Origin of the sequence: Methylocapsa sp. S129, from assembly GCF_009765995.1 — a bacterium.
GTDB lineage: Bacteria > Pseudomonadota > Alphaproteobacteria > Rhizobiales > Beijerinckiaceae > Roseiarcus.
Genome location: NZ_LMUI01000060.1, coordinates 111,531 through 130,668, shown reverse-complemented (window position 1 = coordinate 130,668; position 19,138 = coordinate 111,531). Strand labels below are relative to the sequence as shown.

The window sequence follows — 19,138 nt, the reverse complement described above, 5'->3', positions numbered from 1 at the left end:
ACAGCCGATCGTTGAATATGCGCCTGGCTATCTCAGGGATCATTGGTGCTCGAAGAGCCATGTGATTTACGTCATCGCGGGCGCGCTGACCATCGAACATGAAAACGAAGAACCTGCCTGCGCGCTTTCGGCGGGTCCCCACCGCTCTGGTCATCCGTCCTGCGGCGGATGCTCCCGGCGCCAATGTTCCGCGATGTCGCGCCCCGTACAGAACCACACCTTGTCGTGTTTGCGCGCATGTTCGAGGAACTTGATCAGCCCAACCGCCTTGGCCGGCCGGCCGATCAGCCGGTCGTGCAGCGCCACGCTCATGATCTTCGGACGCTCGGCGCCTTCTTCGTACATCAGGTCGAAGCAGTCGATCATATACTGCGCGAATTCGTCGGCCGTGCTGAAACCGGTGTTGCGATCGAAGCGATTGTCGTTGGTTTCAAGCGAATAGGGAATCACAAGATGGCTGCGGGCGCCGAATTTGATCCAGAAGGGCAATTCGTCGCCCAGATAGTCGCGGTCGTATTCAAAGCCGCCGTGCTCGACCAGCAGGCGACGCGTGTTGACGCTTGAACGGCCGTTAAACCATCCCGCCGGCGGCGCGCCAGTCAGCTTCTTGATCCCTGCGACCGCCAGCCTGATGTGGTCGCGCTCTTCCTTCTCGTCCATCTTATGATAGTCGAGCCAACGCCATCCATGGCTGACGATTTCATGACCTCCCGCGACGAAGGCCTGCGTCAGCTCCGGGCATTGCTGCAGCGCGCGCACGACGCCCAGCACGCTGATCTTCACATCGAAACGTTTGAAGATACGCAACAAGCGCCAGCAGCCGACGCGCGGCCCATATTCGAACGCCGATTCGACCATCGGACTGCGCTTGCCTTCATAGGCCGGGAAACCGATATCTGTGAGCAGATCCTCGGAATGCGCATCGCCTTCGAGGATTGAATGCTCGCCGCCGGCTTCCACGTTCAGGTTGAAATTAACGGCGATGCGCGCCTCGCCAGGCCAGCGCGCGCGTGGCGGATCGGCGCCGTAGCCGAGAAAGTCCCGCGCTGGACCCAAGTCTGACCCGGCGTCGACTGGCGCCGATTTGGCGCGCGATCTGGACCTCGCGGGGCCGGCGACCGCACTTTTCTTGAAAACCATCCGCTCGCTCTCCTCAAACCGAATTCGCAGCGGCGGAAATAAACAGCCACGCTTGCAAGTACGCGGGGGCCCTATCGGCCAATGGCGTAAGCTTCATGTTCCAGCCCGCCCTCTTAGAAAGCGAGGCGAAACGATCGGATGTCTCGCCCGTGACAATGAAGTTGAAGAACGTCGGCCAATCCTTCTCCGCGCCGGGCCCATAGGTCGAAACGATCCATACCACCGTTCCTCCCGCGCGTCGGAGCGCGCGCCGCAAGGCGATTGATATTGGGCGCAATCTCGCGCGCTGCCGGAATCTCGGCCGCGGCGTCGGACCCTACGAATCCGGTCTGCGTATACACCGCCAAAAGCGCGGTCTTGCACTGCTCGATCGTGGCGAAGGGCTGCACCTGCCCGCGACGGCGCAGCGAAATATCGATAACCTGCTGCGCGATCTCAATTCTATGCATGGCTTTCTCGTCGGTAAATCACATTCCCAAGGGCGATGAATCTCCCTCAGAACTTCAGCACGATTTTGCCGAAATGCTTGCCCTCGCGCATGTATTCGAGCGCGGAGCGGAACTCGGTCCAGGCGAATACGCGATCGACCACCGGGCGCATTCTGTGAAGCGCGATCGCGCGGTTCATGTGGTCGAAGGATTCGCGCGAGCCGATCGGGATGCCGCGCACCACCGCGCGCCGATAGAGGATTTCGAGCGGATTGATCTCGCCCTTCTTGCTGCCGACATAGCCGATCATATGGATTTGTCCGCCCATGCGGATCGCCTGCAACGATTGCATGAAACTATCCGGGCCGCCGACCTCGATCACATGATCGATGCCGCGTCCGCCGTTCAACCGGCGCACTTCAGGATGCCAAACCGGCGTCTTGACATAGTTGATCGTGTAAGTTGCGCCGAGTTGCTTGGCGCGTTCGAGCTTGGCGTCGCTGCTCGAGGTGACGATCGTACGCGCTCCGAACATGACGCCGAACTGAAGCGCGAAGATCGACACGCCGCCGGTTCCCTGCGCCAGAACCGTCTCGCCAGCTTTCAAACGCCCCTCTGCGACGAGCGCCTGCCACGCGGTCAGCGCGGCGCATGGCAGCGTCGAGGCCTCCTCGTCCGTAAGATGTTCGGGCGCGTGCACCAGGCCTTCCTGATCCAAGCGGACATATTCCGCGAGCATTCCGTCCCTGTCGCCGCCGAGTTGCCCGATATCGGCGGTTTGATCGAAATCGCCCCCGAGCCAACTCTGCCAGAACGTGCCCAGCACCCGGTCGCCGATCTTGGCGCGCGTGACGCCTTCACCCACCGCGACCACTTCGCCAACGCCATCCGAAGTCGGCACAAGCGGAAGCGGAAAATTGAACGGATAAGTGCCCGCAGCGATGTCCGTGTCCCGATAGTTGAGCGACACGGCCCGTGTGCGGATCACTACTTCGCCGAGGCGCGGTTCTGGCTTGGGCCGGTCGATCAGCTTGAGATGATCGAGTCCGAACTGACCGTCGATCACGATCGCCTTCATCGCATTCCTCCCGGATCGTTCCCTGACATTGAGACACATCTTCCTATGCAAGGGAAGACCGCGATCCTCACGAACACGACACGCGCCGTGATCGGTTATGCAGCAACGATGGCGCGAGAATTGGCAGACGGCGCCGCTTCGTTCCTCGAACTGCCGCGACCTGAGCCGCCGGCCGCCTAGGCGCCTATCCGATCGGATAAGCGCCTGAGATTGGGCTCCGCCGACGCCTGTCCCGATCAGCAGTATTCCTATCCGCCGTCGGGCTTTCCGGGGGTGGCGGGCATGCTTATGCTGGCGTCCTCGCTGATCGCTCGATGATCCCGTGTGTTCGAACGCGACTGCGCGGCGGAAATCGGGCGCCGCTCCGCATATTTTCGCAATGGTGGATTCCGAGGGATCGCGAATGGGTTGCGGCTCGAACCAATGGAGGTTTGCGATGGCTATTCACATCCGTGTTGTCACGCCGATTACCACCCAGGGGTTCCGCATTTCCGCGGACGCGGCGCCGCTTGAGAGCGAGGGTGTAAAGGTCGACTTCGTCAATATCGACACCGGTCCCGCCTCGATCGAATGCGACTACGAGATCATACTCGCTCAGCCCGGCACGGTCGCCCGGATCGTCGAAGCGGAACGTCATGGCGCCGACGCCGTGGTGATTGACTGCATGGGCGATCCCGGCCTGTTCGGCGCCCGCGAATGCGTGGCCATTCCCGTGCTCGGACCCATGCAGACCGCGATGGGCGTTGCGGCGATGATGGGTCACAAATTCAGCGTCGTAACCGTGCTCAGCCGCATTCTGCCGATGATCGCGACCCAGGCGGCGGTTTATGGCTTGTCCGGCAAGCTCGCTTCGGCGCGTTCGGTCAACATTCCGGTGCTGGAGCTGGAGAAGGATCTCGCCGCGACCAAACGCGCCCTGATCGCCGAGGCCAGGAAGGCGGTGATCGAGGATGGCGCCGATTACATCATCTTCGGCTGCACCGGCATGCTCGGTTGCGCCGACGCCGTGCATGAAGGCCTTCTGAAAGACGGCCTCAACGTGCCGGTGATCGATCCCGTGCCGACCGCGGTGAATGTCGCCGCCGCGCTGGTGCGTTCGCGGCTCGCGCATAGCAAACAGACTTATCAACAGCCGCCGAGGAAAACCGTGGTCGGCTACACGAACATCGGCATCGGGGTCGAAAGCCGGGCAGCCGCCGAGTAGGCAACCGAGGCGCTGGGAAACCGAATTGGACATGGCTGTCGCAGGAACCGCTTCACAGCTCACCGCCCGTTCCAGGCGCGGCGTTTTCGGGTTTGGTTGGAACCGGCTGTGGCTGCTTGTGGTTCCGATGACGCTGTTCTTCATCGTGTTTTTCGTGTTGCCGGTCTTGTCGATGTTCGCGCTTTCGCTCGACAAGCCCGCAGCCGGGACGGTCGCCGCCAAGGGTGATTTCGCGCTCACCAACTTCATCCGTTTCTTCAGCCAGCCGCTCTATTACGAATCGATTTTCCGAACCGTCGCGATTTCGATCGCATCGTCAGTGATCGCGGCGGTGCTCGGCTATCCCCTCGCCTATCTGATCGCTAAGACCGAACACCCTGGGCGCAACACGTTCCTGATGATCCTCGTCCTCGCCTCGATGCAGCTCGACGGCGTCATCAGGCTGTATGGCCTGATGGTGCTGCTCGGCGACAACGGCCTGATTAACGGCTCACTGATCCGCTGGCATGTGATCGGAAGCCCACTTCCTTTGATGTATAACGTGTTCGGCGTCATCGTTGGCGATGTGCAGATCACGTTGCCCTTCATGGTGTTGTCGCTGATCGGCGTCATCCGCAGCATTCACCCCTCGCTTGAAGAGGCGGCTCGCAGTCTGGGCGCGTCGCCCGGACAGACCTTCCGCCGCGTGATCCTGCCGCTCAGCATGCCCGGCATCCTCGCTGGAATGCTGCTCGTGTTCGCCCTCGCCAGCAGCTCTTATGTAGTGGCCGCGCTGATGGGCGGCTGGAAAGTATGGGTGCTGCCGGTCCACATTTTCCAACAGGTCAGCAATGGCGGTCATTGGCAATTCGGCGCGGCCATCGCCACCATCCTGTTCGTCGTCAACATCTCCGCCATTTTCGTTTACCAGGCCGTCGCCGCGCGCACCTCTGGGGGGCGGATATGAGCGACGCCGCGCGCCTGTCCTGGCCGATCAAGATCGGCGCCGCAATGGCGCTGATCGTCCTCTTGCTGCCGGTTGTGATCGTCGTGCTCGCCGGGCTCAACGCCGGGGATTACTTGACCTTCCCGCCGCAAGGCCTCTCGTTGCGCTGGGTGATCGCATTCATTCAGTCCGAGACTTTCTTCGACGCCTATCTCTTCAGCCTTGAACTGGCAGCCATCACCATGGTGATTTCGACAATCATCGGCACGATGGCCTCCGTCTATCTCGCACGCACGCGATTCGGCGGCGCGAAGGCGATGCGCGGTCTTTTTATGTCGCCGATCGTATTGCCGGGCATTGTGCTCGGCATAGCGCTCTATGTGTTCTACGTGTCGACCGACATCGGACTCGCCCGGACTTTCACCGGCCTGCTGATCGGCCATGTCCTCGTCACCTGCCCGTTCGTGATCGCCACGGTGACAGCCTCGCTCGTCGGGTTCGATCCCTCGCTGGAGGAAGCGGCGCGCAGCCTCGGCGCCGGGCCGTTGCAGGCTTTTCGCCTGGTGACGCTGAAGATCATCTCGCCAGCGGTGAGCGCTGGCTCCATCTTCGCCTTCATCATTTCATTCGGCCAGTTCGATCTGTCGCTCTATCTCGGCGCGCAGAATCTGACCGGGCTGCCCTACGCGATGTACATCTCCCTGCGTTACAAATTCGAGCCGACCGCGGCGGCCGCGGGCATTTTCGCGATCGTGCTCGTGGTGCTCTCGATGGTGTTGTCTTCGCGCCTCATCAATCTGCGCAAGCTGGTCGCAAGAGCGTGACCGCGCCAAAGGATACGGCCCCGCATTGCGGCGCAGTATGAAGATCGAAGGTAGAGCGACTCTGGAGTGGGAGAGATTATCATGGACGACCGATCCAAGGCCAAATTGAATCGCCGCACAATTCTCAAGGGCGCCGTGGCGGCCGCCGCCTCCACCAGCGTGTTCAACATCAATCACGCCTGGTCGAAGGATGTGCTCTGGGACGGCAAGCCGTTCGACGCGGGTGGCGCCCAGTTGCATATGGCCGAATGGGGCGGATTCTGGGAGGAGTCGGTGCGCAAATATCTGCTGCCCGACTTCGAAAAAGACTTCAATTGCAAGATCGCCTGGGATTCCTCGTTTCCCTGGTTTCCGAAATTCGCCGCCGGCGGGCCGAAGAATCCGCCGTTCGCGCTCGCCAACTGGAACCTCGCCGATATGCACAAAACGGCGCGCGCCGGCGATTATTTTCTGCCGCTCGACGACGTTCTGCCCAACATTCCCAATGCCGCCAACCTCTGGGACTTCGCCAAGGTCACGGGCCTCGGCATCACCTGGGCCTACGGGCGTTACACTTTCGGCTATCGGACCGACCTGATCGACGCGCCAATCAAAACCTTCAAGGACTTCTGGCGTCCGTCGTTGGTCGGCAAGCGGGCCACTTATGTCACTGTCAACGAACTGCAAATGACGTTCTTCCTCACCGCCTGCGCAGTGTATGGCAAGGACCAATACGACACCAAGGCAGGCTATGAAGCCATGAAGCAACTGGCGCCGGTGAAGACCAGCGATTTCACCGGCAACATGCAGGCGCTGCTCGAGCGCGGCGAGATTCAAGCCTGCGTGCAATGGGACGGCGAAATGTGGGCGATGGAGGATCGCGGCGTGAAGACGGCGCAATATATCTGGGAGGAGCAGAAGCCGCTGCTCACCCAGACCCGCACGATCAGCAAATACGCCGATCCCGTGCAGAAGAAACTTGCCTTCGCCCTGATGGACCGCACGCTCGATCCCAAAGTGTTCAGCAAGTTCGCCGAGCTTTTCTATCTCAGACCGACCTGCAAGAACATGGACGTCACGCCGAAAATGACGGCCAAGGGCATCACCAACACCGCCGATTCGATCAAGGGATTCTGGATTCCGGACTACCAGAAATACCTGGATCATTCCGATGAGATCGAGGAAACCGTCAACGGCATCTTCGCCGGTTGATCGACCGGACATTGGCGTTAACGAAGGGAGAAGCGAATTGGCCGTCGTGGAGCTAGTCGGATTGACCAAGGCCTATAACGGCCATGTCGCGGTGTCGGAGGTCAATCTCAAGATAGCTTCGGGTGAATTCTTCTCCCTTCTGGGTCCGTCGGGCTGCGGCAAGTCGACGACGCTGCGCATGGTGGCTGGCTTCGTCGCGCCTGACGACGGCCGGATATTCATCGACGGCGACGATATCGTCGACCGGCCGCCGGAAAAGCGCGACGTCGGCATCGTCTTCCAGAACTACGCCATTTTCCCGCATATGAACGTGGCCGACAATATCGCGTTCGGTCTGCGGATGCGCAAGGTCGACAAGACGGAGATCAAACTTCGGGTGGGCGAAGCGCTCCAGCAGGTGGGATTGGCGGGATACGAGAGGCGCTTCCAGAAAGAACTTAGCGGCGGCGAACAACAACGCGTGGCGCTCGCCCGCGTTCTCGTCACCCGGCCGCGCATCCTCCTGCTCGACGAGCCCCTCAGCGCACTCGACAAAAATCTGCGCGAAGAGATGAAATACTGGATCAAGGACCTGCAAAAAAGCCTGGGCATTACGACCATCTATGTGACCCACGACCAGGGGGAGGCGCTGACCATGTCCGATCGAATCGGCGTGATGAACAAGAGCCGCGTGGTTCGGGTCGGCACGCCTACCGAAATCTATGAGCGCCCGGGCGACTTGTTCGTCACCACCTTCATCGGCGAATCGAACCTGCTCGACGGAACGGTCCGGCTTTCCACCGCTGATTCCATCCGTCTCGCGCTGGGCGACGGCAGCGAAGTTTCGGCGCCTCCGAGAAAAGGATTGATCGCCGGCCAGCGGGTCAAGCTGGTGATACGGCCAGAAAACATCCTGCTCGACGGCGCCCCGATCGACGGCCTTGCCGGTCTGCCGGCCGTCGTGGAGGCGAAAATCTATCAGGGCGCACTGATCCGTTACCGGCTCAGCGCGGCGGGCCAATCCATCGTTGCGGAAGTGCAGAATCAAATCGGGCATACGCAGTACGACCCGGGCAGCCGAATAACGGCGCACTGGCATCCGGAGCGGACCGAGGTGCTGCCGGTGGAGTAGCAGCTCACGCCGTAGATCAGTTTTCACGAACGCGGAGACGTTTTGCAATGCGCATCGGCATCGATGTTGGAGGCACGAATACCGACGCTGTTCTGATGAACGGGCTCGATGTGCTCGGCTGGCGGAAGACACCCACGACGCCCGATGTGAGCGACGGCATCGTCAAAGTGCTGCGCAATCTGCTTTCCGAAACCAGAGTGTCGGCCGCCGACGTCCAGGCGGTGATGATCGGCACAACCCATTTCACCAACGCCATCGTCGAGCGCCGCCGGCTCGTCGAAGTCGCCGCGATCCGCCTCGGGCTACCCGCCACCCGGTCGCTGCCGCCGCTGACCGACTGGCCCGCCGACCTTGCTTCCGCGGTAGGCCGACACCGCTACATGCTCAAAGGCGGAAACGAATTCGATGGGCGCGAGATCGCGCCGCTCGATGAACTCGGCCTGCGGGACGTCGCCAAGGACATCCGGCGCAAGCGGATCACCGCAGCGGCGATCAGCTCGGTTTTCTCGCCGGTGACCGGCGATATGGAGAAACGCGCCGCCGAGATCCTCGCTGAGGAGGTTCCGGACATTCGTCTATCGCTGTCGCACGAGATCGGGCGCATCGGCTTTCTCGAGCGTGAAAACGCCACCGTAATGAACGCCTGTCTCGTGGACCTCGCCTTCGCCGTCGTATCGTCGTTCCGTCGGGCCCTGCACGAACTGAAGATTGCGGCGCCGTTTTTCATCAGCCAGAACGACGGCACCCTGATGGCGCCGCAGCATGTCGAGCGCTATCCCGTGCTCACCTTCGCCTCGGGTCCAACCAATTCGATGCGTGGCGCCGCGCTGCTGGCCGGGCTCAAAGAGGCGATGGTGGTCGATATCGGCGGCACCACCTCCGATGTCGGCATGCTGATGCATGGCTTTCCGCGCGAGGCCGCCGTGTCGGTCGACATCGGCGGCGTGCGCACCAATTTCCGCATGCCCGATGTCCTCGCCGTCGGGCTCGGCGGCGGCAGCCTGGTGCGCGACGAGGGCGCGCGCATTGGCCCTGACTCGGTCGGCTATGAACTCACGAGCCGCGCGATGGTGTTCGGCGGGGACACGCTTACGACGACAGACATTGTCGTGGCGGCCGGGCTGCAGGACATCGGCGACCGCTCCCGCGTCAAGCACCTCTCTGCCTCGTTGATCGAGACCGCGCTCGACACCATGCACCACATGGCCGACATCGCGGTCGATCGCATGAAGACCAGCGCCGAGCCGATGCCGGTCATCCTGGTCGGCGGCGGCGCGATCCTGGTGTCGCGCGGACTGCCCTCGGCGTCGAAAGTCGTCCATCCGCCCTATTCCTCTGTCGCCAACGCCATCGGCGCGGCCGTCGCCCAGGTCGGCGGCGAGGTCGACCGGGTGTTCGCGGTCGAGGGCACGACCCGCGATGCGGTGCTCGATGTCGCCAAACGTGAGGCTTCCGATCGCGCGGTTGCCGCCGGCGCCGACGAATCGTCGGTCAAGATCGTCGACGTCGAGGATGTGCCGCTCGCCTATCTCCCGGGCAACGCCACCCGCATCCGCGTCAAGGCGGTCGGCGACCTGCTGATGCGTTAAAGTTTGAGGCAAGGATCAAGAACATGCGGCAAATCACCCGGCAGGACCTGATGGACCTCGCGGTAGGCGCGGCCTTCCTCGGCACCGGCGGGGGCGGCGACCCCTATATCGGACGGCTGATGGTGCAGGCCGCGATGGACGAGGGCAAGACAGTCACCATCCTCGATCCGAGCGAAGTTCCGGACGACGCCCTGGTGATCCCCACGGCGATGATGGGCGCGCCAACGGTGCTGGTCGAAAAGATTCCAAGCGGCGATGAGGCGGTGGCGTCGCTGCGTCGGCTTGAGGCCCATCTCGGCCGGAAGGCATTCGCCACCATACCGATCGAATGCGGCGGCATCAATTCCACAATCCCTCTGTTGGTCGGCGCGTTGACCGGCCTGCCCGTGGTCGACGCCGATGGCATGGGCCGCGCCTTTCCGGAATTGCAGATGGAAACCTTCAGCGTGCTTGGGGTGCGCGGCTCGCCGATGGTGGTCACCAATGAATACGGCGACAGCGCCTTGATCGAGGCGCGCGATGACAAGTTCATGGAATGGATTTCGCGCGGGGTCACCATCCGCATGGGCGGGGCCGCCTATATCGCCGAATATTCCATGAGCGGCGCCGACGTGAAGCGCACTGCGGTGCCCAACACGCTCTCGCTCGGCATCCGCATCGGGCGCTGCCTGCGCGAGGCCAAGACGAACCACAAGAATCCGATTGAAGCCCTGCTGCAGATGCTGCCCGACACCCTCTATTCCTACGGCAAGGTGATCTGGCGCGGCAAAGTGATCGACGTGCGCCGTGAAACCAAGATGGGTTGGGCGCTCGGCTTCGCAAGGATCGAGGGCGTCGATGGATGGAAGGGCACGATGGAAATCCAGATCCAGAACGAGAACCTCATCGCCCGCGTCGACGGAAAGGTTCGCGCAATCGTGCCTGATCTGATTTGCATCATGGAGGCGGAGACCGCCGAGCCGATCACCACCGAATATCTTCGCTACGGCCAGCGCGTCGTGGTCGTCTCGGTCGCGGTGCCGCCCATGATGCGTACGCCCGAGGCGCTCGAAGTGTTCGGCCCCAAAGGCTTTCACATCAACGAACCCTATACGCCGATTGAGCAACTGACATGAACAATTGTCTCAGAGGCGGTCGGCCATGATCGCAAGGCGCCTCAGCGCCAATGGCGGTCCGCTCCGGATTCGCGCGCGCCAGCGCGACGTTTGGACGTCGTCAGTGCAGCAGATGTTGCTGGCGAGCGACTGTGAGCGCCATCACCCGGCTGTTCACGCCGAGTTTTCCGTAGAGGTTCTTGAGGTGGAATTTCACCGTCGCCTCGCTCAGTCCGACGGAACGGGCGATCTCTTTGTTGGCGAGCCCGTGGTTGAGCAGGCCCAACACCTCTTGCTCGCGCTCGCTCAGCAGTCCCCCTGCTCCGCCAGCCGTCGCGCGGCTGTCGTTCGAGGCCGCGGACAGGATATGGGCGACAAACTCGGTACTCGCCGCCGACAGCGAAGCGATGCCAAAACGGCGCAGCCCCTGGCGGACGAAGGAGGACATCGCTCTTCCCTCGTCGATGAACGGGCGCACCACGCCCTGCGGCGAGGCGATCGCCACCGCGCGCAGGAACGATTTGAAACCGCCTTCGGAATCCTCGCTGCGGCCTTGGGCGATAGCCCTGAGGACCAGCGCTGGAATCACCCAATGATAGGCGCCCAGCGCTTCGCCCTGAGCCACCGCCGCGTCGAGCCAGGCGAGCGCGGCGGCGGGATTATTGCGGAACAGGGCGCCGCGCGCGAGCGTGATCCGGCCCGCCAACAGCTCGCGCCACGTCAGCTTCCGCCCCTCTGGCGCGGCGCCGGCAGCCACGTCGCGCGCAAGCGCCAGTCCGATCTGATCGTCTTCGACCAGCAGATTGGTACGGCACATGACTTCGTGGCGCATGGCGTCCATGGTCCAGCGCAGTCGCCACAGATCGCGCGCAGCGGCGATCTCATAGCCGCGATCGAGGAAACCGATCGCCGCGCCGAGCCCCTCCTCCACCAAAGCGATGCGAATGCGCGTTTCGAGCGCGCGAGCGTAGATGTCGACCCAGCCCTCGCCCGCGGCCATTGTCGGGATCGCGAAGTCGAGCCGCCGACGCGCGCCCACCAGGTCGTTCTGCGCGTAAAGCCCTTCGGCCAACGGCACCTGGGCGATCGCACGCAATCCTTCGTCTTTGGTGTGCGCCAAGTCGATCAGGCTCTCAGCCTCGCGCGCAGGCTCCAGCGCAATGGCGATGCGGCCGCAAGCGATTCCGATCAGCGCGAGATGAATCAACATGAACACCTGGGCGTAAGTCGGCCCTTCCTCGCGATAGCAGGCCAGGGAGCTATGCGCCGCCTGTTGCGCGCGCCCCAGATCGCCGTAGCGGCAAAGCTGGATGGTCAGATGGTTGTGGATCCAACCGCGCATCCAGGTATCGCTTACCGGAACGCGTTCGACTTCGCGTTCGCGGCTGGCGATGGTTTCTGCGTCGACCTCGCGGTCCTCGTAAATCTTGATCAGATCGTCGATATGCTCGATGTCGTCGCGCGCATCGCCGGGCAATGCGTCGGGCGCCACCGGTGCGCCCTGGAAAGCGCGCCGCACTTCGTCAGCCAATCGGCGCGCCTCTTTCAATCGGCCCTTCTTCGCCAGCACCACTGCGCGCGCCAGCCGCAAACCGTAGGTCGCGTGGATCGCCGTCGGCGGCAGTTTGTCCAAAAGATCGGCCAACATCGCATTGCCGACCCGGATGAACAGACGAACGCCGCCGGCGCGTTGAATCGTCGCAGCGGCAAGCGTGAAATCGCCAGCCGCGCCGGCATGTCGGACTGCAGCCTCGAGATCGTTCTGCGCGCCGAACCAGTGGGCCGCCAACGCGTGCAGGCGGATGATCGCCGCGCGGCCGCCCTGCACCAATTCAGCAGTAAGCGTGTCGCGCAGCAGGGGATGCATTTTCACCCAATCGGGCCGTCCGTCGATCGGCGTCAGCAACGGAGTCAGCAATGCGAGTTCGGCGCGCACGCTGCGGTCGAGGCTCCCTCCCGTCACCGCCTCAGCCAGTTCGCCGCAAAATTGCGGCGCGATCGAACATTTCACCAACAGTTCGCGCGTCCGCGGCGAGAGCGGCAGAAGCACCTGGTCGTTGATGTATTCGTGCAAAACCGGGTGCATCCGACGCCCCGATCCGCCGACGACGCCGGGTTCGCCAAGCTGCAACGCGAGTTGCAGCGGCGCCGGCCAACCTTCGCAGCGGTCGAGAAGATTGATCAGATCGGCGGTGGTCGTGCGCGCTCCGAGCAACGCTTCAGTTTCGGCGCGAGAGAACGACAAGTCGGCGGCGTAGAGTTCGGCGAGGAGCCCTCGCGCGCGCGCCGTCGACAACGACACCCGGGGACGCGACCGTCCGGCGAGCACGATCCTGGCGTTGTCCGGCAGCGCGCGCAGAATGCGTTCGAGTCCGTAGTTGAACGAGGTCGTGTCGGCGAGATGGCAATCGTCCAGCACCAACACCACTCTATTGCCTCGGCGTGCGATGGTCCGCATAAGGATCGCGCAGCTTGCCTCATCGTCGGTCTCGGCGAGAGCGCGCAAAGCCGCCGGCCAGGACCGACCGTCAGCCTCGCCGGCCAGCGCCAGGGCCCTCGCCAGGTTATGAAGAAAGTGGGCGCGCATCCCATCCGATTGATCGAGCGTCAGCCAGGCGCAATCGACCCCTTGCGCCCGGAACTGCCGCATGGCCTGGGTGAGAAGAGTGGTCTTGCCGAAGCCAGCCGGCGTTTGCACCACCAAAACCTGCCGCTCGAGGCAATGGTTCAGCCGTTCAAGCAGGAAGTGGCGTTCGAGGGTGCGAGCCAAGCTGTGCGGCGGCCGCGCACGCGCATCGACGCTCGACGCCGGATCGCTGTCCAAGGACGACCACGTCACCGGGCTTGTCCCCTTTCCAAACGGGCATTCCGTCGCAGTCGCGGCCAGCATAATACGAGAACGGGCGGCCCGCGACCCCGAAATTACAGATGCATATGCTGTGCCGCGGCGCCGCATCGGATCGAGGCCTGCCATTCCCGTCGGCGCAGCCTGGCGCGGGCGTCAGCCCGGTCTCACAACAAAGCGGAAGTCGAAAGGGGCGCACGATCGTGATCAGAATCGGAATCGACGTAGGCGGCACCAACACCGACGCCGTCATTATGGAGGGCAAACGCGTAGTCGCCAGCGTCAAGGCGACGACCTCACCCGACGTTACGACTGGCGTCCGCGAGGCTCTGGCCGGCGCGCTCAAACAATCGGGCGTCGCGGCCCGATCGGTCGACGTGGTGGCGCTCGGCACCACCCATTTCACCAACGCGGTGGTCCAGCGGCGCGATCTTGCGCCGACCGCGGCAGTGCGGCTCGGCTTGCCCGCGACGCAGGCGCTACCGCCGATGGTCGACTGGCCGCCGGACTTGCGCGATGCAATCGGCGGCCACGCCTATTTCGCCCATGGCGGCCACGAGTTCGACGGGCGACCGATCACCCCGCTCGATCCCAATGAATTGCGCAAGATCGCGAGAGATATCGTCAAGAAGAAAATACGCACGATCGCCATCAGTTCGGTGTTCAGCCCGGTCAATACCGAGGTTGAGCGCCAGGCCGGCGAGATATTCGCCGCTGAAGCGCCCGGCGCGCATATCACGCTGTCCAGCGATATTGGCAGGATCGGGCTGCTCGAGCGCGAGAACGCCGCCATCATGAACGCCTGTCTGCGCGATCTGTCGCGTGTCGTGATGGGCGCATTTCGCGGCGCGCTCGATCAAACCGGCGTCACGGGGCGGTTCTTCCTGACGCAGAACGACGGGACACTGATGGACGCCGATTTCGCCGAGCGCTTCCCCGTACTCACCTTCGCCAGCGGCCCCACCAACTCGATGCGCGGCGCCGCGTTCCTATCGGGCGTGCGGGATGCGATCGTGATCGATGTCGGCGGCACCACCACCGACGTCGGCTCGCTGCACAAAGGCTTCCCGCGCCAAGCCACCGTTGCCGTCGAAGTCGGCGGCGTGCGCACCAATTTCCGCATGCCCGACGTGTTCTCGATCGGCCTTGGCGGCGGCTCGCTGGTAGTCGAGGAGAAACCGGGCGGCAAGGTAACCGTCGGGCCGCGTTCCGTCGGCTACCGGCTTACCATGGACGCGCTGATTTTTGGCGGCAAGACGCTGACGACCAGCGACATCGTCGTGGCCGCCGGTCGCGCCAAATTCGGCGACCGATCGAAGGTCGCACACCTGCCGCCTGCGCTGATCGCCAATACAAGAGCGCGGATCATGGAGATGACGCATAACGCCGTCGAACGGTCGCGTCTGTCGTCGGAGCCGTTGCCGGTGATTGTGGTCGGCGGCGGCAGCGTCCTCATCGATTCGAAGATCGGCGACCTTGATGTGGTGAAGCCGGAGCACTTCGCCTGTGCAAACGCGGTTGGCGCCGCCATCGCTCAGGTGAGCGGTGAGGTCGACCGCATCTATATGCTTGGCAAGTCCAGCCGCGAGGAGGCGCTGGCCGACGCCAAGCAGAAGGCTGCCGACGCCGCTGTCGCGGCCGGCGCCCGCACCGATTCCGTGACGATCGTCGACGTCGAAGACGTGCCGCTCGCCTATATCCCCGGCAACGCCACCCGAATTCGCGTCAAGGCCGTTGGCGAACTCGCTCTTTAGAAGTCTCGGATCGATCCGAATGCCCGGCAGGGTCTGGAGAATAAGGCAATGAGCAAGAAGCCTACGAAGCGCGGGACAATTGTTCGCGCCAAATCCAAGAAGGCGTCGCCTGGCGCCAAAACAGGCGGCGGCAGGACCAGAAAATCCGCAATCAGCGCACGAGCGTCCGCCAAGTTCGCCAAGACGGCCCCGGTAAAGATGATCGACGTCGCCGATCTCGACGATATCGCAGTCGGCGGGGCGATACTTGGCACGGGCGGCGGCGGCGATCCCTATATCGGCAAGCTGATGGCCCAGCAGGCGATCCGCAAATACGGCCCCGTACGGATGATCGACGTGGCCGAGATCAGGGACGACGATCTGGTCGTTCCCTGCGCCATGATGGGCGCCCCGACAGTAATGGTCGAAAAGATCCCGCAAGGCGACGAGATATTGACGGCTTTCCGTAAGCTGGAACGATTCCTTGGAAAGAAGATCGGCGCGATCCTGTGCGCCGAGGCCGGCGGACTGAATTCAACCATCCCCTTCGTGATCGGCGCAATGACCGGCATTCCCGTCATCGACGGCGATGGCATGGGCCGCGCCTTTCCCGAGCTCCAGATGGTAACGTTCACCTTGCATGGCGTCTCGGCCACACCGATGGTGGTGGTGGACGACAAGGGCAATAGCATTCTGCTCGAATGTATCGATAACCGGTGGACCGAACGCCTGGCCCGCACCGCGACCATCGAAATGGGCGGGTCGGTTTTGATCGCCCTTTACCCGATGACCGGCGCGGTCGCGAAAAAAGCCTCGGTGCGCGGCACGCTCACGCTCGCTCGCCGCCTTGGCGAAATCCTGCGCGAGAGCCGCGCCGCGCATACCGACGCGATCGCAGCGATCCAGTCGAAGCTCAACGCCGCGACGATCTTCGAAGGCCGGGTGACGGATATCGCCCGGCGCACGGAAACCGGATTCGCGCGCGGCGACGCCAAATTCGTCGGCGTCGATGATTATCGCAATCATACCTATCGTATCGAATTCCAGAACGAGTTCCTGATCGCCGAACGGGACGGCGAGCCGATCGTCACCACGCCCGATCTTATTACCCTGCTTGACGCCGACACCGGCGTTCCGATCACCACCGAAACGCTCCGCTTCGGGCTTCGGATCGTCGCGATCGCCATTCCCTGCGCGCCGCAATGGCGCACGCGAGCGGGACTGGCTTTGGTTGGCCCGAATTATTTCGGCTACAAGGTCGAATACCGCCCGTTCAGGGCGCGCGCTTGAGGCCAGCTGCGGCCGAGGATCAGCGATGAATCCTGGAAACATCACCCGCTCCGCCGCCAAATCGCGCGCTGCAAGACCGCGCCCCGTCGATCTTGGACCGCCGCGCGACTTCTACGGCTATGGCCCCAATCCGCCCGATCCGAAATGGCCCGGCGGCGCGCGCATCGCCGTCAATATCAACCTCAATGTCGAGGCGGGCGGTGAGCATTGTCTGCTCGAAGGCGACGCGCGCTCGGAAGATGCGCTCAATGACATCGGCCTGCCGTCCTATCAGGGCGCGCGCAGCCCGAGCGTCGAATCGGTCTTTGAATATGGACCGCGCAGCGGGTGCTGGCGTCTGCTGCGCATCTTCAAGCGCTTCGACGTCAAGATTAGCGTGCTCGGCGTCGTCCGTGCGTTGGAGCAATGTCCCGAACTGACGCAGGCCTTCGTCGACGAGGGCCACGAGATCGTCAGCCATGGTTACCGCTGGCTCGACTATCTCGAGATCGACGAGGAAACCGAACGCGAGCATATCCGGCTGGGGGTCGAGAGCATCAAGAACCTTACCGGCCAAGCGCCTGTTGGTTGGTTCAACGGCCGACCGAGCAACAATACCCGGCGCTTATTGGTCGAGCACGGCGGCTTCCTCTACGATCGCGACTATCTTGGCGATGAATTGCCTTTCTGGGTCAAACTCGGCCAACGCCGCCATCTTGTCATTCCGACCTCGTTCGAGACGAACGACAATCGCTTCGACCGCAACAGCGGCTTCCGTACGGCCGAAGCGTTTGCGCGCTACATGATCGATTGTTTTGACCTGCTGTACGATGAGGGCGCCGAACAACCCAAGATGATGGCGATCAACCTTCATGACCGGCTGATCGGCCGACCTGCCAAGGCGACTGGCTTGATCAAGTTCCTCGAACATGCGCGCAAGCATGACAGAGTATGGTTTTGCACCGGGCGCGACATCGCCGAGCATTGGCGCCGAGAGCACCCTGCGCAGGATGGGTGACGGAGAAGAACGCGCCATTCCTCCATCGCCGCGGAGCGCCTTCGTTTGTAGACTTCGCGGTTGAGCAGATGACGTTCATGATTGAATTGGTTGCGGACCTCGACGTGAATTGAGACAAACCTCTGCCGCGTCTCTATGCTTCGAAACCGCCGCATGGCCCGTTCTCGCCGTCGAAATGGTTGATGCGAATTTTCGGCGCGATTGTTGAGCGAGCGACCAGGTTCATGACGATCGGCGGAGCCAATTTCCTTCATCGCCGCTGAATAGGAGCAAAGTCCGCCGATCACCACGCCGCGCGGTCGACCGTACTTTTTGATAATACGCTTGAGAAACTTCAGCGCCGCAGTCTTGTCTCGATTCACGGTGACAACCGAGTCCAGAACCGCCCCTTCCTGATCAACCGTGCGCCAGAGATAACGGAGTTTGCTACTGATTTTCACAAACACTTCGTCCAAATGCCACCGCCATTGCGCGAAGCCACGCATGCGATTAACCCGCTTCTTACTGAGCTTAGCAGAGAACATCGGACCAAAGCGGTTCCACCAGAAACGGACGCTCTCATGGCTGATGTCGATCCTGCGTTCGGCCAGGCCCTGGCGATCGTCAAGGTGCGTTACACCGGCCTCGACGGCGCCGCGATCATCAAGGCCATCGCAAACGATTTGCGACGAGTTCGAACGCTACGGCTGGCGGCGCGTCTGCGCTGAACTGCGATAGCGGGGAATGATCGTCAATCACCGATGTCGGGCGCTTTCCTTCTTGAGCTCACGGAGCGAAGCGATCGAACGGTCCCGCCAAGCCGTTCGTTCGCCTAACGCCTCGAGCGGAAGCTGGTCGCGCGCATATTTTTCGAGCATCGCGATCGCTTCGGGTGTGACCACCGCGCCTTCGAGTCCATTTTGCCGGGCCATATCGTCGAAGATGAAGCCGAAGCGCTCGAGATATTCGCGGATGCCGCCGGCCGCATTGAGGTCAACGCCCTCAAACGGGCCGAGGAACGCCCAGCGAAGCCCAAAGCCCTGACTGATGATCTTGTCGATGTCGCCGGGCGAGATAATTCCGCTGTTCAGGCAGCGCAGCATCTCGACGACGAGCGCAGCCTGCAGGCGGTTGAGCACGAAGCTCGATTGCTCGAAACGGATCAGCACCGGCGTTTGGCCGCACTGCTCCATGAAAGCGAATGTCGCGTCCGTCACCGCCTGGTCCGTGAAAGGCGCCGGGCAGATCTCGGTTACAGGCAGGAGATGGGGCGGCGTCGCTGGATGCACGACGATGCAGCGGCCACGGCCGGGCAGCTCAGACGCGAAGGTCGAGACGGGGAAGCTCGACGTGGTGGTCGCCAAAATGGCCGAGGGTTTCGCGCATTGATCGAGTTCGCGGAAAATCGTCCGCTTGCTGTCGAGCTTTTCATCGATGCATTCATGAATGAAATCTGCGTCCGCGACGGCGTCGGCCAGGCGGTCCGCCACGGCGATGCGGTCCAACACGGCTTTCTGTGCCGTGGCGTCCCCGACCAGGGGCGCCGATTGCGCGAGCGCCTCGCCGATGTGCTCCAGCGCCTTCGCGCGATTGTCGGGGAGGTGGTCGTAGAGGCGGACCGGAACGCCCGCGCGGGCGAAGACGATGGCCCAGGAGCGCCCGATGATGCCGCTGCCGACAATGGCGGTCTGCTGGATGAGCATGGCGTTC

General features: G+C 62.7%; 16 protein-coding genes and 1 pseudogene. 11 read left to right on the top strand and 6 right to left on the bottom strand.

Annotated features, from left to right (window positions below; translation table 11 throughout):
- Positions 1 to 150: 150 nt before the first annotated feature.
- The 3 genes from GSQ90_RS31035 to GSQ90_RS31025 all read right to left on the bottom strand — a co-directional run bounded on the left by GSQ90_RS31035 (position 151) and on the right by GSQ90_RS31025 (position 2,646).
- Positions 151 to 1,140, bottom strand: a complete 990-nt coding sequence (locus tag GSQ90_RS31035) for a polysaccharide deacetylase family protein (RefSeq protein ID WP_158818859.1) — start codon at positions 1,138 to 1,140, stop codon at positions 151 to 153.
- Between the two features lie 113 nt (positions 1,141 to 1,253).
- Complete coding sequence (locus GSQ90_RS31030; RefSeq protein ID WP_158818858.1) at positions 1,254 to 1,589, bottom strand: hypothetical protein; 336 nt, start codon at positions 1,587 to 1,589, stop codon at positions 1,254 to 1,256.
- Between the two features lie 46 nt (positions 1,590 to 1,635).
- Positions 1,636 to 2,646 (bottom strand): NAD(P)-dependent alcohol dehydrogenase, encoded by a 1,011-nt coding sequence (locus GSQ90_RS31025; RefSeq protein ID WP_158818857.1) that lies wholly within the window; start codon positions 2,644 to 2,646, stop codon positions 1,636 to 1,638.
- Positions 2,647 to 3,082: 436 nt separating this feature from the next.
- Here GSQ90_RS31025 and GSQ90_RS31020 point away from each other — a divergent pair, with 436 nt between their 5' ends.
- The 7 genes from GSQ90_RS31020 (at position 3,083) to GSQ90_RS30990 (ending at position 10,605) form a co-directional block, all read left to right on the top strand.
- Entirely contained in the window at positions 3,083 to 3,850 is a 768-nt protein-coding gene (locus tag GSQ90_RS31020) for an aspartate/glutamate racemase family protein (protein ID WP_158818856.1), read from the top strand.
- A gap of 31 nt (positions 3,851 to 3,881) precedes the next feature.
- Positions 3,882 to 4,796: an ABC transporter permease gene (locus GSQ90_RS31015; RefSeq protein WP_158818855.1), complete on the top strand. Its 915-nt coding sequence runs from the start codon at positions 3,882 to 3,884 to the stop codon at positions 4,794 to 4,796.
- Positions 4,793 to 5,599: an ABC transporter permease gene (locus GSQ90_RS31010; RefSeq protein WP_158818854.1), complete on the top strand. Its 807-nt coding sequence runs from the start codon at positions 4,793 to 4,795 to the stop codon at positions 5,597 to 5,599. The genes GSQ90_RS31015 and GSQ90_RS31010 overlap by 4 nt, the downstream gene beginning before the upstream one ends.
- An 81-nt stretch (positions 5,600 to 5,680) precedes the next feature.
- A complete protein-coding gene (locus GSQ90_RS31005) occupies positions 5,681 to 6,790 on the top strand; it encodes a PotD/PotF family extracellular solute-binding protein (protein ID WP_158818853.1) in 1,110 nt (369 codons plus the stop codon).
- Between the two features lie 46 nt (positions 6,791 to 6,836).
- Positions 6,837 to 7,901 carry an ABC transporter ATP-binding protein gene (locus GSQ90_RS31000; protein ID WP_371418522.1) on the top strand — a complete coding sequence of 355 codons (1,065 nt, stop codon included), beginning with the start codon at positions 6,837 to 6,839 and terminating at the stop codon, positions 7,899 to 7,901.
- 47 nt (positions 7,902 to 7,948) lie between these two features.
- Positions 7,949 to 9,490, top strand: a complete 1,542-nt coding sequence (locus tag GSQ90_RS30995; protein WP_158818851.1) for a hydantoinase/oxoprolinase N-terminal domain-containing protein — start codon at positions 7,949 to 7,951, stop codon at positions 9,488 to 9,490.
- A gap of 23 nt (positions 9,491 to 9,513) precedes the next feature.
- A complete protein-coding gene (locus GSQ90_RS30990; protein WP_158818850.1) occupies positions 9,514 to 10,605 on the top strand; it encodes a DUF917 domain-containing protein in 1,092 nt (363 codons plus the stop codon).
- Positions 10,606 to 10,705: 100 nt separating this feature from the next.
- On the opposite strand, the gene GSQ90_RS30985 is transcribed toward GSQ90_RS30990, so the two are convergent.
- Complete coding sequence (locus tag GSQ90_RS30985) at positions 10,706 to 13,423, bottom strand: LuxR C-terminal-related transcriptional regulator (protein WP_158818849.1); 2,718 nt, start codon at positions 13,421 to 13,423, stop codon at positions 10,706 to 10,708.
- 209 nt (positions 13,424 to 13,632) lie between these two features.
- Between GSQ90_RS30985 and GSQ90_RS30980 the strand changes: the two genes are divergently transcribed.
- Genes GSQ90_RS30980 through GSQ90_RS30970 form a run of 3 tightly spaced genes read left to right on the top strand, consistent with a single transcriptional unit; the run spans position 13,633 to position 17,449 of the window.
- Positions 13,633 to 15,183 carry a hydantoinase/oxoprolinase N-terminal domain-containing protein gene (locus GSQ90_RS30980; RefSeq protein WP_158818848.1) on the top strand — a complete coding sequence of 517 codons (1,551 nt, stop codon included), beginning with the start codon at positions 13,633 to 13,635 and terminating at the stop codon, positions 15,181 to 15,183.
- 48 nt (positions 15,184 to 15,231) lie between these two features.
- Complete coding sequence (locus GSQ90_RS30975) at positions 15,232 to 16,452, top strand: DUF917 domain-containing protein (protein ID WP_246731854.1); 1,221 nt, start codon at positions 15,232 to 15,234, stop codon at positions 16,450 to 16,452.
- 25 nt (positions 16,453 to 16,477) lie between these two features.
- Positions 16,478 to 17,449: a polysaccharide deacetylase family protein gene (locus GSQ90_RS30970; RefSeq protein WP_158818847.1), complete on the top strand. Its 972-nt coding sequence runs from the start codon at positions 16,478 to 16,480 to the stop codon at positions 17,447 to 17,449.
- A gap of 89 nt (positions 17,450 to 17,538) precedes the next feature.
- Here GSQ90_RS30970 and GSQ90_RS33025 read toward each other — a convergent pair.
- A pseudogene (locus GSQ90_RS33025) lies at positions 17,539 to 18,018 on the bottom strand (transposase); the annotation flags it as partial.
- Between GSQ90_RS33025 and GSQ90_RS32230 the strand changes: the two are divergent.
- Entirely contained in the window at positions 18,010 to 18,156 is a 147-nt protein-coding gene (locus tag GSQ90_RS32230) for a hypothetical protein (RefSeq protein WP_210255026.1), read from the top strand. The pseudogene GSQ90_RS33025 and the gene GSQ90_RS32230 sit on opposite strands and share 9 nt — an antisense overlap.
- A gap of 27 nt (positions 18,157 to 18,183) precedes the next feature.
- Here GSQ90_RS32230 and GSQ90_RS30960 read toward each other — a convergent pair whose 3' ends face one another.
- Positions 18,184 to 19,131 (bottom strand): 3-hydroxyacyl-CoA dehydrogenase, encoded by a 948-nt coding sequence (locus GSQ90_RS30960; protein ID WP_158818846.1) that lies wholly within the window; start codon positions 19,129 to 19,131, stop codon positions 18,184 to 18,186.
- Positions 19,132 to 19,138 lie beyond the last annotated feature (7 nt).